The sequence below is a fragment of the Streptomyces sp. S4.7 genome, assembly GCF_010384365.1.
In the GTDB taxonomy this organism is placed as follows: Bacteria; Actinomycetota; Actinomycetes; order Streptomycetales; family Streptomycetaceae; genus Streptomyces.
This window is the reverse complement of sequence record NZ_CP048397.1, coordinates 6,088,940-6,101,167: the sequence shown is the minus strand read 5'-3', so window position 1 is coordinate 6,101,167 and position 12,228 is coordinate 6,088,940. Positions and strand designations below refer to the sequence as shown.

The window sequence follows — 12,228 nt, the reverse complement described above, 5'->3', positions numbered from 1 at the left end:
ACCGTCGTCGCCCCGAGGTCGGGGCGGCATTGCTGTCCGGTGCGTGGTCATGAGCACATCGCACCGTGGCTGCGCGATCCGGGACAGGGGAAACCGGAGGGGGGAAATCTTTGTCAAGGGGGGAAAATCAGGGGGGAGTTGAGGGGAGTATTGGCTTTCTCCCACGGATAGGGGTCAGACTCATGGCAGTGGATCCATTTGCCGAGCTGCTCCGTCACCTGCGGCGTAACGCGAATCGGACGCAGGACGAGCAGGCCGGTGCGATCAACGCCGCTTCCGGCCGGGCAACGGTGACCCGCCGAGAGGTGAACCGGTACGAGAACGGTGCGAACGTTCCGACGGATCACACCCTGGGGAACATCGCTTTGGCCTGTGGCGTCCCGCTGGAGCCGCTGCTGCGCGAGGCGAAAGCCGCCCGCGCCAGGCGGCGAGAGAAGAACAAGGCCGAGGCGGAGGACCTGGACGACATGAAACGCCGAACGCTGCTGGGAGGCGCAGTCATCGGTGCGGCTGCGGCTGCCGAGCCGTGGGGCCGGCTGGCCTACGCACTCAGCAAGGGGTCCAAGATCGACCCCGAGTCCGCGGGGGTGCTTATTGATCATGCGGCCCGGTTGCACGTGGACGAGCTGAACGAGAGCGCGCTCAGCCTGCAGTCCCGCGTCGAGGCGCACTTGGACGCGATCACCGCAGCCCTTCCCCGCGCCGGGGCCCACGAGCGAGCCCTGACCATCGCGGCCGGGGAGACTGCCGCTCTTGCTGGGTGGGTCGCCTGGGACCTCGGCGAGCACGACAAGGCCACTTCCTATTACGGAGTGACCTCGGAGTGCGCGAAAAAGGCTGGACACCCCCCGCTGCGCGCTCTCGCTCTGGGCTATGCGAGCTACGGTGCCCCCAGCCCACCGAAGGCGCTGGAGATGCTTTCTCAGGCAGCTCAGGACGTACGCGGACGTGGCAACGCAACCGCCGCAGCGTGGGCTCTGGGCCGGTATGCGGAGGAAGCCGCTCAATCAGGCGATGACGCTGGCGCCCTTCGTGCTCTCGACCAGGCGAAATTCGCTTATGACTTCGCCGACCATACGAGCGAGCAGGCGTGGGTCCGCTTCGTGACGCCATACCGCATGGACTCGTTAACCCTCTCGGTCTACGGCGAACTCAAGCGTCAGGAGCTGACCGCCACGGCCGACTCCGCAGTCGAGCGCCTCGGCGGTGAACTACCCGAGTCCGGTGTGGTCGTCCTGGGTGACCTGGCGTCCGCCCTTCTGCGCGGCGGTGACGTAGATCGCGGGGCCTACGTAGCGCACCAGTTCGCCGCAGCGGCGGAGTCGAAGCCCAACACCATGGGCCGGCAGCGGGCTCAGGCCATCGCTGCCGGGCTCCCCGACACTGAGCATGACCTGGCCAGCCACCTGCTGACGTTCGCGACGCTGTGAAGCGTCGAAGCGCACAGGCTCGGTGAGAGCGAGGCACTGTAGTGGGGGCCCTTACCCCGGGCGCGTCTCGTCGACGACCCACGACAGGTACGCCTCCGACCCTCCGGTCACAGGCAGCGTGACCCACTGGGGGACGTCGTACGGGTGCCTCTCGTGCAGCCATGCCTCTAGCGCGGGGAGGCGATCCGACGACGTCATGTAGGAGATCCGCCACTCCTGAGCCGCCTCGACCTTCCCCTGCCACCAGTAGAAGGCGGTGATGGGCGCATCGATGTGGACGCCCGCCGCCAGTTTGCTCTCAACAGCGCCTCTGGCGAGGGTCTTCGCCTGCTCCTCGTCGTCACTCGTCGTCTGCGCGATCACGATTTCGGGGTCCATGCGGCTACCTCTCCAGCTCGGGTACCGCGACCCTATCCACTAGTCCGATGAAGGCGGGCGGGAGGTAGTTACCGGCAGGGCTTGGCGATTCGTTGCCCAGCAGACCGCTCGGACGATCAGTTGTTCAATGTGTCGGGATCGATCGCTTACGGGAACGCAAGCCAGTCATCCTTCATCAGCGCTCGTGCGAAACCAGCGAGCCGTAGGGAACCGGATCGCGCATCAGGCCCGGAGTAGCTGGAGTCGCCTGAAAAGGCGCCGAAGTACGAACGCAGGGATCAGGCGTCGGAGCCCGAAGCGGTAGCCAAGGGCGCGCTCCATCGTGGTCACGATGTGCTGCTGGTTCCCCACCCCGAAGCCGCCCAGGTTCATCTCGGCGGCGGCGGTGACAGGTGTGGCGTTCCAGGCATCGCTACAGGCCTGCTTGAAGGCAGCGTCGAGGTTGGTGAGGCAGTTGTCGAATACCTCACTGAGTACCGTGCTCTCCGTCGCGATCCAGGCGCGGCTCTCTGCGAGGGTCTCCTGGAGGTCGTGTCCGGTGATTGCGAGCGTGCTCAGGACCTCGGGATCGTCGCTGGTGCGGCGGCGTATCCGGTAGGGGTACTCGATACGTGCGACCAGAACCTTCACCGCGGCGGCGTAGCGGTCTCGGCGGACGGTCGCTCCAGCGCGCAGGCCGGTGAGGATGTGTCCGAGGGCTCCCGCGACGACGGAGGAGCCCAGGACGAGCGCGAGGATCGTGATCACAGATGTGGATGCCGTTTCTGGTGCGGTGAAGGGTGCCGGGCCCATCGGCGAGCCTCCTGTTGTGTCTCGGCGGTACGCAGCGGGTGGGTGCCGTGGGCGGGTTGGCCATGTGGTGCGTCTTCGGCCGGCCACGTGCCTGAGCGGCGCCAAGCCTCTTCGTAAAGCAGATGTCGGTGAACGAGAGTGATCAGCGCCTCCAGGCCGTCCTCGGGGATCCAGCGCAGGGCCGCGTCATCGCTGGGGTACTGCAGGCACAAGTCCCTCAGCGGCGGCGGGTTGCGGTGCTTGAAGGCACGGTCGGCCGAGTCGAGCGGGAAGGCGTGCACGGTGTAGTCGGGTCGGATGACGAGGCGGACACGTTCGGTGGGGTAGTTCTCGCGTTCCAGGGCGGGCAGCGGGCGCAAGGTGAGTTCGAGGAGCGCGGCTCCGCCCGGACCGACGCGGCCAGCCGCCTGCTCCACGCCGTAGACGGTATCGGCGTGGAGCAGGTGCTCGGCGGCTGCGCCTGGGTCGGCGAGCACCGCCTTCAGCGGGTACGCCATGACCGGGCCGGTCGCGCGGGCTGCTGCCCGCGCGGGGAGATGACGGCGCGTCCGGTGGAGGTGACGCTGCCGGCAGCCAGTGCGCGCAGCGCGTCGGTAGCGTTCTGGGACTCGGACCGTGGGAACGGGTCTCCGATCAAGGTGTGCCAGATCTCGATGGCCGCAGCGTGCTGTCCGTCCTCTTCCAGGCGTCGCGCCTCGGCCGCCCGTCGGGCGGTGGCGGCCAGCGTGGTGGCGTACGTATCGCGCTCGTCGATCGTCCAGTCGGCGGTGAGGTCGTCAACACCGGTCGGGTCGAGCACCGGGTGGTTGACCGCCTGGGCGGCGTGAGCCAGGGTGGTGGCGAGGGCCTGGGAGTGCTCAAGCGGGCCGGTGACGGCCGCGTAGGCGAAGGCCTCCCACAGCAGCCCGCAGGTGTCGTCGAGGACGGGGTTGCCCTTCTTAAACGACTTCAGCATGCGGACCTGGTGGACGAACCGTCCGCCGGTGGCCTGGTTTCGGGTGCTGATGATCCGGTTGAGCGTCCGGGTGTTGGACCACTCCCAGGTGTCGTTCTCCCTGTCAGCGATGTAGACGATCTCGCTGTCTTCAACGTCGAGCGCGGGGACCAGGTCGAAGGTGAAGTCCAGCTCGGCGAAGGTGACCTGGAGGGCGTGGGCAGGGGCGTCATCCACGTCGAAGAGGGCGTCGGGGTACTTCTCGGCGATGACCTCGCGGATGAGGCTCATCGCCTGGGCGGGGCCGCCGGGCTGACGCAGGGTCTTCTCCAGGCGCGGGTGCATCCGGATGACCATGTCGACGTCCTTGAGCGGCTTGAGCATCGTCTTGCGGGCGAAGCTGCCCTGCAGGAAGGTGGCGATGGCCAGGCCGGCGTTCACCAGGTGTTCGGTGATCTCGTTGTGCCGCTTCTGGGCGCTTTTGCGCTCGCGGCCATCGAGGTTGAGCTCCTCGTCGAAGGCATCGAAGGCGCCCTTGGTGCTGTCGTTCATCGTGCTGTCGTGCTCGTTTCTGCCGGCCGGGTAGATCGTGGTGCCCGGTGCCGGCTCCGGGGTCCCGTACGTGGTGGGGCGCCCGGGGTGGGTGCCTTCACTGGGGACAGACGACGTAACTCGGGGGTAGCGCGACGGGTGTGACAAGAGTTCAGTCGCAGTCGCGGCAGCGGCTGCTGGCGCCGTCGAACATGGCCGCCGGATGGACGACGAAGCAGGCCGTGCACTGGCGCTCGAACACCTTGCGGTCGCAGCCGCAGCGGTCGCAGTCGGGGCACGGGGCGGACTCGCAGCGCGCGCAGGCGCGGGCGAAGGAAGTGAAGTCCTCCCCGCAGTGTGCGCAGGTATAGCTGGCGGCCACGGGGCCGTTGTATCGAACGGAGGGCGCGAAGGTCCTCCAAGGCGCGAGGTCGGTGACGGCGACGGCGAGGACGTAGCCGTCCATGGCCGCGGTCTGCAGGTACAGCTCCTCACCGGCGACGGCGCCGTCACGGTAGGCAAGCCGGCCACGTCCCTCGGCGTGTCCCTGGCCCGACAGGGCCGTGCGCAGGACCGGGACCTGGCTCTGGTCGCTGCCGCGCCGAAGTGGGGGCAGGCCGTGGGAGGCACTGAAGGCGAGGATGCCGTCGCGATCGAGGAGCAGGATGTGACCGGGAGCTGGGAGGCGTTCGCTGGCTTTCACGCACGCCGCCATACGGGAGGCATTGCTCACCCGCCACAGTGCGACTGCGGCGTCCGCCGTGGGGCCGGCGGCAGTGATATGGCGATCGGTGAGTGTGTCGGGCAGGAGGATGTCGGCGGCGAAGGCATCGCAGGCAGCATCCTCCAGGGCGGCGCCACCGTCGGGCTCGGCAAGCAGGACGTCCATCAGCTCCACCACGGTCTGCTGCAGGTGGTGGCCCAGCTCATGGAGACCGGTGAACTCGCGGCGGGCCAGGCTGGCAGAGGTGGCGACGGCGAGGACGGCGGGAGTACCGGCGAAATAGGCACCGGAGACACTGCAGCCGCCGCCAGAGCGATCGTCGGGTACGTCCCTGACCTGAAGGCCGGGCCACTGCCGCAGCTCGTCAAGGGCGCCGTCGCCCAGCCGCTGGGCAGCGCCGGGGTGGTCGCGCTGCAGGACGGTGAGCATGGCCTTGGCCTGGGTACGGGCCGCGGCGCGGCGCAGGTAGTCCATCACTCGCTCTCCGGGCCCAGGTGCACGTGGAAATAGCGGTCTACCCGAGCAGGCCAGTCCGCTTCCGCAGGGCGCTCCTGACGCGCTGCCAGTGTGAGCGTGGCAAAGAGTGCCTGTCGGCGGGCTTCCTGTTCAGCGGTTCCGGTGAGGTGGGCGAGCCGACGGATCTGTTGGCGGCGGGCGGGGCGACTCAGCTCGTGTACCAAACGGTCGGGCAACGGCGGATTGGCAGCCAGGATCGCGTCCGCAGACATGCCCAGGGTCGGTGCGAGGAGGTGGGCTTCGGGCGGGGTGAGAGGTGTCTGCGCGCGCAGCAGCGCGAGGGCGCGCGGTGGCCTGATGCTCAAGCGATGGATCAGTTCGGTGGGGCCCAGGCCGCACTGCTTCAGCAGGGCAGGCAGACCGCCGCTGCCCGAAGGCGCCCAGCGCGCCGTCGCCAGCACGTCCATGGTGTCGGCGAGGGTCGAGCGGAACTCGGCCGCCTGCGATGCGGGGCTGGGAAGGGGGCTGCCATAGCGGTACCCAGAGGCATCCGGGGCGGGTGAGCCGTCGGCTTCCAAGGGAACGGACAGCTCACTGACCTGCCGGTCCAGGACATACCACGGAAGACGCCTGCCCAGACCGCACCACAGGGCAAGCGGCTGCTCCAAGGTGGAAGCCTCTGCGGGCAGCAGCACCGTGTCGGGGTCGTTGAAGCGCGTTTCCAGGGAGACGGGCAAGGCGTGCACCGTGGTGTCATCGACCGCCGCGATAGCCACAACCTCGACAACGCCGTCCCACACAGCGCGCCAGATCTGGCCCGGTCGGGGATCACCCGGCGCTGCCGCCGCCACGGTACGGACCGCATCGGGAACATGCAGCTGGGCGGCTGCAGCGCGAAGCCGCTCATATGCGCTGCTCGATGCCTGGATCATCGGGCGGCCCCCATTCCTCTCGGCGGTCTGTTCCCACTATGGACAAACGACGTCACTCGCCGAACGTCAGGGGGGTTCACTGCTGCGGCGCAGCAACGCTGCGGCTACCTCTCGGGGATCACTACCCGCAGCGGTCAGAGCCAGCATGAGCTTCTCACTCAGCGCATCCATGATCGCGGACGTCTGTCGACGCCCGAGTCCAAGCAGGACGGAGACTTCCGCCGGATCGTCCTCCAGGAACGACAGCAGTTTCCGCTCCTGCGGGGACATGTCCGCCCAGATTTCCCCGGCTATGGTCTCGGCCTCCACGGGAACGGTCCCGTGTTCCTGATTGGTGGCAGAGTCGATGAGCGCGCCATCATCCGCGTACAGCGTCGTGTACTCGGCAGGAGCGAGCAGCTCGAAGCGGGCTTCAAGAACCTTGGCCAGTTCTTCCTCCCGGACCGCTCCACCTGCTGCCTCCAGCACTCCGGTGAGTACGGCCATCAGGGCGCGCACGGTTTCCCTGGGAGTCGGCCCGGAGTGGTTCCAGGCAGTGATCCATACTCCACGCACTTCCCAGGCGGCTTTGACCAGTTCATCAAGATCGCCTTGCCAGACGGCGCCGGGTGGGTGAGAGGTCAGGGCCCATCGGGGCGAAGTACCGGCCACCGCGCGAAACCGGCTGTCCGCGCCAAGGCGCGCGGCGAAGCGCCGCCGCAGCTTCCCCCGCTCGGTACGTTTGGCTTCGTCGATCAGGAAATTCCTGATCGACGTGAAGAACATCTTCTCCAGGGAAGCGTCGTCGACCGTCTTCAGAAAGCAGGTCAGGAGGAAGTTCTCGCCCTTCCTGCTGATCATCTCGAACAGGAGCTCGTCGACGGCCTCGTCCGTCCACGCAGCATGACCTTCGGGCGGTGGGAATCCCTGGGATCTCGCCACCTGACGACCGACACGTCGGAGCAACTCAAGACCCAGATCACCAAGCTGGCCGTACTGCGCCAGCTCCTCATGCGCCCCGCCCGCCATCGACCACCTCGGCCTCACCCTGCGGACTGCGCCGTCCGCACTGACCTCTTCCTATACACCTCCCGAGGCGCCGACGGAGGTCCGCCACGCCGTTGGCTCAGCACGAGAATGCTCGCCCGGCTGCGAACGGCGATGCGTGGCAGTTCCCCGCGGGCCATCCCCCTGTCTCTCCATCCCAGGGACTTTTCAGGGACTTTCAGCGCTGTCCGAGGGACTTCCGAGGGACTTTTCGCGGCCTAACGCGGCAAGCCCTTGAAAGACCGGAAAGGGCCTCCGGCGCAGGTCAGAGGCCCTTTCCAAGGCAAAGCCGCAGGTAGCGGCAGACGAGCCGAGCTATACGCCGGGTTCTGTCGCCCTCCCTGCATAGACGAACAGGCGTCCTCGCCGATTCAGGCCACTCGATCCACCGCCCGAGCTTCCAGCCATGCCTCCACCTCCGGCCAGCGGTAGCGCAAATAGCGGCCTACCTTGTGGGCTCGCGGACCCTGGTGTCGGTGATTCCATATGTAGACCGTGTTCAGCGGCACGCCCAGGAAGTCGGCCAGTTCCCTAGCACTCATCAACGGACAACGGCTCCCCGCGCCACTCGCGGCTTCTGCCACAAGGGCGGTGGTTCGACGCATGGGTACTCCAAAACGGCTCGGAGCGGGCAGGAAAGAACCACGTGAGCGATAGTCCGCTGGCGTGGCAGACGGAACAGTGACACGAAATTCCAGCCGAACCAAATAGAAGAATTTTCGACGAAACGCCTACGACTCCCCCGAACTCTCGGAAGACACCGGCGAATCCTGGCGAGGGCTCGTCGAATCCTCGGAGACATGTGAGCGAGGATTCTCCGAGTGAGATCTCCCCCACCGCTCTGCACCCTTTGTCACAAAGACCCCAAGAATACGTTTGACATTTTCGGATCGCCTGGATCAACATCCCATTAACTCAGGATGCGATGAGCGGGCACGAGATCTCACCTCGATGACGACCTTGAGACGGGAACCCACAAGAGACTGCAAGGCCCGCCGAAAAATAGGAGTTGAGTCCATGCCGTACGACCGCTGGCACAAGTCGCGTCCGAAAGCCGGAGAGTCGGCCTGCCGGGAGCACGGCAAGGTTCCGACAGCCGATCACGGAGTCGGCAAGCGGTGGCAGGCCCGTTGGCGCAATCGGGAAGGTGTCCAACAGACAGAGCTGTTCCGCACCGAGGCCGAAGCCCGCAGGCACGAGACCAAGATGCGGTCCGGGGTGGACGACGGTTCATATATCAACCCTCGCGCCGGAGAGGTCAGGGTCGGTGAGCTCGCCCTTACGTGGCTCAAGGGGCACGAACACAAGAATCCACGAACTTACCGACGCCACAAGGAGCGGATTCTCCTGCACGTCGTTCCTACCGCAGTGGGGAAGATGCGCGTAAAGGACGTGAACGCCTCATCTTTGCTGGACTGGCTGCACGACCGTCGCAGGCTGCTCGAAAGTTCCACACTGCGCCTGGTCTTCGACAACCTTCGGGCTGTCTTTGACCTGGCCGTGGACGACAGCCTGATACACAAAAATCCGTGCCTCGCCAAATCGGTGCAGGACGCCAAGCCGAAGCGAGGAGGCGGCGGCCGGGCAGAGCTGACCCTGACATGGGAGGACACCGAGAAGATCCGTGCCGAACTTCCCGACCGCTACAAAGCGCTCGTCGACTGTGGTCGTGGCCTGGGTCTTCGGCAAGGAGAAATATTCGGCCTGTCACCAGAAGATATCGACTGGGCACATCCGGACGGCGCTATGGTCCACGTGCAACGGCAGGTAGTCCACGACGGCTCGTTCCTCGTATACGCCCTCCCCAAGGGCGGAGACGACGAGGACCCGAAGGACCGGTGGGTTGAGCTGACCGACGACGTGGCCATCCCCCTGCGCGAGCACATGCAGAAGTACCCGCCGGTCGAGGTGACCCGACCGTGGGGCAGCAAAGGCGGCGACCCGGTCACGGTGCGGCTGATCTTTTACACCCGGGAGAAGACCGCCATTCAGTCGAATTGGTTCAACTCCTACCGCTGGAAGCCCGCCCTAGCGTCGGCCGGCCTCATCAAGCCCCTTGAATCCGACGCGAAGGGACGACGTTGGGAGAAGTCCCGCGACGTGATGATGCACGCGCTCCGACACCTGTACGCGTCGATGATGATCAGCGGCGGTGTAGACGTGTACACGCTCGCGGACCGACTCGGACACGCCGATCCCGCGTTCACCCTGCGTAAATACGTGCACCGGGTCGTGGGAGCCGGTTCCAAGGTCCGCATCGCGGTCCGGAGCGCCTACACCCGGGCCGCGTGACTCCTGCACCGTTCGGCTTGTGCAACAACCGTGCAAGACGATCTTCGAGAAGGGTTGTTTGCGCAGGTCAGAAGCCTCGTTCATGAGTTCCGCGACATTTGACATGAGGATGCCACCGCACCTCGTCTGACCTGCAGCTTAGCGGGTCAGGGAGGGTGCGGCGGCATCTCTGGGACTTCTCTGGGACTTTGGGCCCGCGGTGGGCTACGAGCCACGCTCCACAGGTCCTGCCGACCGGCCACGGCTACGGCTACGGCTACGGCTACGGCTACGGCTACGCGAGAATCGCGTCGAGGGCGGCGCGCCCGTGTGCGCCGCGCGGGGCAGGAAGTGGGAGTACTTCCGCAGCGTGAACCCGGGGTCGGAGTGCCCCAGCCAGCAGGCCAGGGAGACGACCGATTCGCCAGCCTCCAGTTCCTCGGAGGCGTAGAAGTGGCGCGGGGCGTGGAAGCCGTGCTCCCGGGATGGCTCCCGCACGCGAGCGCCGTTTGTGTTGCCCTCCTCCAGAGGAGCGATCACGCCAGCCTCAGCTAGAGCGGGCTTCCACACGCAGGAGTTGAGGTAGTTCCGGTTGATGGCCTTCCGTTCGCGTCCTGTCACCAAGAGGCTGTAATAGGCCCTCGGCCGCCGGTGTTTGGCTTCCACCGGCGTCTCGGCGGGAGTCGGGTCGTCCCAAGGCAGCGTGACCGGGATCGGCGCGAACTGCTCCGTGTGCTGCTGGATGGCCCGAGCCACGCTGGATGGCAGCGGCACGTCCCGTACCTTGCGGCCCTTGGGAAGGGCGAAACACAGCCTCGCCCGCACCATCTTGACCTGCCGCCGGACGTGGACGACTTCCTTGGCGAAGTCGATGTCCTCCAGGGCAAGCCCGAGCGCCTCCCCCTGCCGGAGCCCAAGGCCCGCTCCGATCACAAGGAGGAGCTGGTAGCGATCGGGCAGGGCCGCCCTTACCGCCAGCACCCCTTCGGGTGGCCACGCCTCGACCCTGCCGGGTGTGGCGGCCGGAGGGCCAACGTGCTGGACCGACATGGATTGCGTCCGAGGCGACGGTCCCCGGCGGCGGCCTGGAGGATGCTGGAGAGCGTTGCCCAGACGAGACGGATCGAGGTCGGACCGAGCCTTCTCCGGCCGCTTCTTCCAGTGGCGCAGGACTTCTGTGCCACTGGCGTTGAGCGGCTGAGCGCCCAGGTGGGGAACGATGTGCCGGCGTACCCTCTGCTCGATCCGTTCGATCGTGGACGGGTCACCGCTCTGGGTGGGCCACCAGTGGGTGGCGATGTAGTCCTTGAGGGAGATGGCTCCATCTCGCGGATCGACGAACTCGCCTCGGCGAGCGTCGGTCTGAGCCTGCGCAAGCCAGGTCTTGGCGTCCTGGAGGGCGTCGAAGGATCGGTCCTTGACGCCGGGGATGCCCTTGACGCGGTAGCGGGTGCATTTGCCGTACATGGCGGTAGGGTCACGTTTGCCGGTCTTCGGGTTGGGGCGCTTCTTCAGCCATCGGTCTTCTATGTGGCCGGCCAGGTGGAACTCCTTGGTGATGGGGATGGAAGCAACGCTCCACGGCGCTTGGGTTTCCAGTCGCCGAGGAAGCGGCTCGACCGCTCCTGCGGAGGAGTGTTGAGCGGGTTGAGGGCCGGGTTGGAGCGGGAGTCGGCCTGTTCCTGTTCGCGGACCCAGGCGTCGAGCGCTTCGAGCCGGTACATGACGCGACCTCGGGGTCCCATACGGAAGCTCGGGGGCCCCTGGCGACGGTGGCGCCAGACGTAGAGCGTGTGGGGTGAGAGGCCGAGATAGTCGGCGGCGTCCTTCACGGTCAGGAAGGCGGCGGATATGACGCCTGAGGAAGCGGTAGCGGCCAGCAAAGATCGTCCAGGCATCGGTGGTTCTCTGTGAGGCAGGGGCGGAGTGAGTCCGGGTGGGCGGAAATACAATTCCGCCCACCCGTCGCCTTGTCATGCGACAGGAAGGGAATCGCAGACGATCCGCAACGCGGAACAGCGCTACGGACGGCTCACGGCGGTCGGGCCGGCTCACTCGACAGGTCAGGAAGGGCGAGGGCAGCTTCGAGCCGGTCCCAAGCGATTTCATCCCGTGTCGGCTTACGAAGGCAGTGCGCGAAGCGTCCGGCGAGGCGAGGAGGGCTCATTCCGGCGCACTCGGCCACCAGGAAGATATGCGCCGCGCTTTGGTCACCGTTCTTCAGCCACGTCGCGATGCACGCGTCACGCAGAGCGGAGATATTCCTGCCAAGCGACTCGTCGGCCTCGTGCGCTTCCAGAACCGCCGCCCGCGCTTGCTGCCAGATCTTCCAGTAGACCGGGGCGGTCAGCGGTCGCCCGTCGTCGAGAACGAAGATGGCGTCATCGGGACGGAGATCGCGCCGGGTGAAAGCGCCGGAACAGAGCAGGCGCCTTCTTTAGAGGATCGCGTTCATGATCTCGCGCAGGTCATGCTCGGGCGGCCGGCCGAAGTCCAGGGCCCGGCCTCGGCGCTCGAAGCGCCAGGCCGCCAGCACCGGCTCGGTCAACTCCCAGCGCGCATTGGACAGATCACTCGGATACGCACGACGTTCAGCCATACTGCGCGCATACCGCCCACCTGCGAGTGCGCCCAGGCGTGCGTTTCACCCCGAGGAAGCACGGCACAGAACCGGGCGTCTTGGAATGAGACAGGCGCGAACCGCCTCCAGCCCCAGCTGCCAGCCCACTCGGCACATCAGGACCGACCAACCCG

At 66.6% G+C, this 12,228-nt stretch carries 12 protein-coding genes and 1 pseudogene; 2 read left to right on the top strand and 11 right to left on the bottom strand.

Annotated features, from left to right (window positions below; translation table 11 throughout):
- The first annotated feature begins 182 nt into the window (after nucleotides 1–182).
- Nucleotides 183–1,430, top strand: coding sequence for a helix-turn-helix transcriptional regulator (locus SSPS47_RS27205; protein ID WP_164253249.1), 1,248 nt, complete (start codon nucleotides 183–185; stop codon nucleotides 1,428–1,430).
- A gap of 51 nt (nucleotides 1,431–1,481) precedes the next feature.
- Here SSPS47_RS27205 and cutA read toward each other — a convergent pair whose 3' ends face one another.
- The 8 genes from cutA to SSPS47_RS27165 all read right to left on the bottom strand — a co-directional run bounded on the left by cutA (nucleotide 1,482) and on the right by SSPS47_RS27165 (nucleotide 7,745).
- Nucleotides 1,482–1,808, bottom strand: coding sequence for a divalent-cation tolerance protein CutA (gene cutA, locus SSPS47_RS27200; RefSeq protein ID WP_004921029.1), 327 nt, complete (start codon nucleotides 1,806–1,808; stop codon nucleotides 1,482–1,484).
- Between the two features lie 222 nt (nucleotides 1,809–2,030).
- A complete protein-coding gene (locus tag SSPS47_RS27195; RefSeq protein ID WP_164253248.1) occupies nucleotides 2,031–2,555 on the bottom strand; it encodes a hypothetical protein in 525 nt (174 codons plus the stop codon).
- Nucleotides 2,552–3,097 carry a hypothetical protein gene (locus SSPS47_RS27190; RefSeq protein ID WP_164247437.1) on the bottom strand — a complete coding sequence of 182 codons (546 nt, stop codon included), beginning with the start codon at nucleotides 3,095–3,097 and terminating at the stop codon, nucleotides 2,552–2,554. Before SSPS47_RS27190 ends, SSPS47_RS27195 begins: the two co-directional genes overlap by 4 nt.
- Nucleotides 3,082–4,086, bottom strand: coding sequence for a nucleotidyltransferase (locus SSPS47_RS27185; RefSeq protein WP_164253247.1), 1,005 nt, complete (start codon nucleotides 4,084–4,086; stop codon nucleotides 3,082–3,084). Before SSPS47_RS27185 ends, SSPS47_RS27190 begins: the two co-directional genes overlap by 16 nt.
- 151 nt (nucleotides 4,087–4,237) lie before the next feature.
- Nucleotides 4,238–5,263 (bottom strand): ImmA/IrrE family metallo-endopeptidase, encoded by a 1,026-nt coding sequence (locus SSPS47_RS27180; protein ID WP_239065341.1) that lies wholly within the window; start codon nucleotides 5,261–5,263, stop codon nucleotides 4,238–4,240.
- Complete coding sequence (locus tag SSPS47_RS27175; RefSeq protein ID WP_164253245.1) at nucleotides 5,263–6,177, bottom strand: hypothetical protein; 915 nt, start codon at nucleotides 6,175–6,177, stop codon at nucleotides 5,263–5,265. Before SSPS47_RS27175 ends, SSPS47_RS27180 begins: the two co-directional genes overlap by 1 nt.
- 66 nt (nucleotides 6,178–6,243) lie before the next feature.
- Nucleotides 6,244–7,185, bottom strand: a complete 942-nt coding sequence (locus SSPS47_RS27170) for a hypothetical protein (RefSeq protein ID WP_164253244.1) — start codon at nucleotides 7,183–7,185, stop codon at nucleotides 6,244–6,246.
- Between the two features lie 389 nt (nucleotides 7,186–7,574).
- Nucleotides 7,575–7,745 carry a helix-turn-helix domain-containing protein gene (locus SSPS47_RS27165; protein WP_343234907.1) on the bottom strand — a complete coding sequence of 57 codons (171 nt, stop codon included), beginning with the start codon at nucleotides 7,743–7,745 and terminating at the stop codon, nucleotides 7,575–7,577.
- Between the two features lie 475 nt (nucleotides 7,746–8,220).
- On the opposite strand from SSPS47_RS27165, the gene SSPS47_RS27160 reads away from it, so the two are divergent.
- On the top strand, nucleotides 8,221–9,495 hold the full coding sequence (locus SSPS47_RS27160; RefSeq protein WP_164253242.1) for a tyrosine-type recombinase/integrase: 1,275 nt from the start codon (nucleotides 8,221–8,223) through the stop codon (nucleotides 9,493–9,495).
- A 204-nt stretch (nucleotides 9,496–9,699) separates the two neighbouring features.
- On the opposite strand, the gene SSPS47_RS27155 is transcribed toward SSPS47_RS27160, so the two are convergent.
- The 3 genes and pseudogenes from SSPS47_RS27155 to SSPS47_RS27145 all read right to left on the bottom strand — a co-directional run.
- A complete protein-coding gene (locus SSPS47_RS27155; protein ID WP_239065069.1) occupies nucleotides 9,700–10,941 on the bottom strand; it encodes a tyrosine-type recombinase/integrase in 1,242 nt (413 codons plus the stop codon).
- Nucleotides 10,942–11,000: 59 nt separating this feature from the next.
- Nucleotides 11,001–11,372, bottom strand: a complete 372-nt coding sequence (locus SSPS47_RS35650; protein WP_239065068.1) for a helix-turn-helix domain-containing protein — start codon at nucleotides 11,370–11,372, stop codon at nucleotides 11,001–11,003.
- 542 nt (nucleotides 11,373–11,914) lie between these two features.
- Nucleotides 11,915–12,073 (bottom strand): annotated as a pseudogene (locus SSPS47_RS27145) (IS5/IS1182 family transposase); the annotation flags it as partial.
- Nucleotides 12,074–12,228 lie beyond the last annotated feature (155 nt).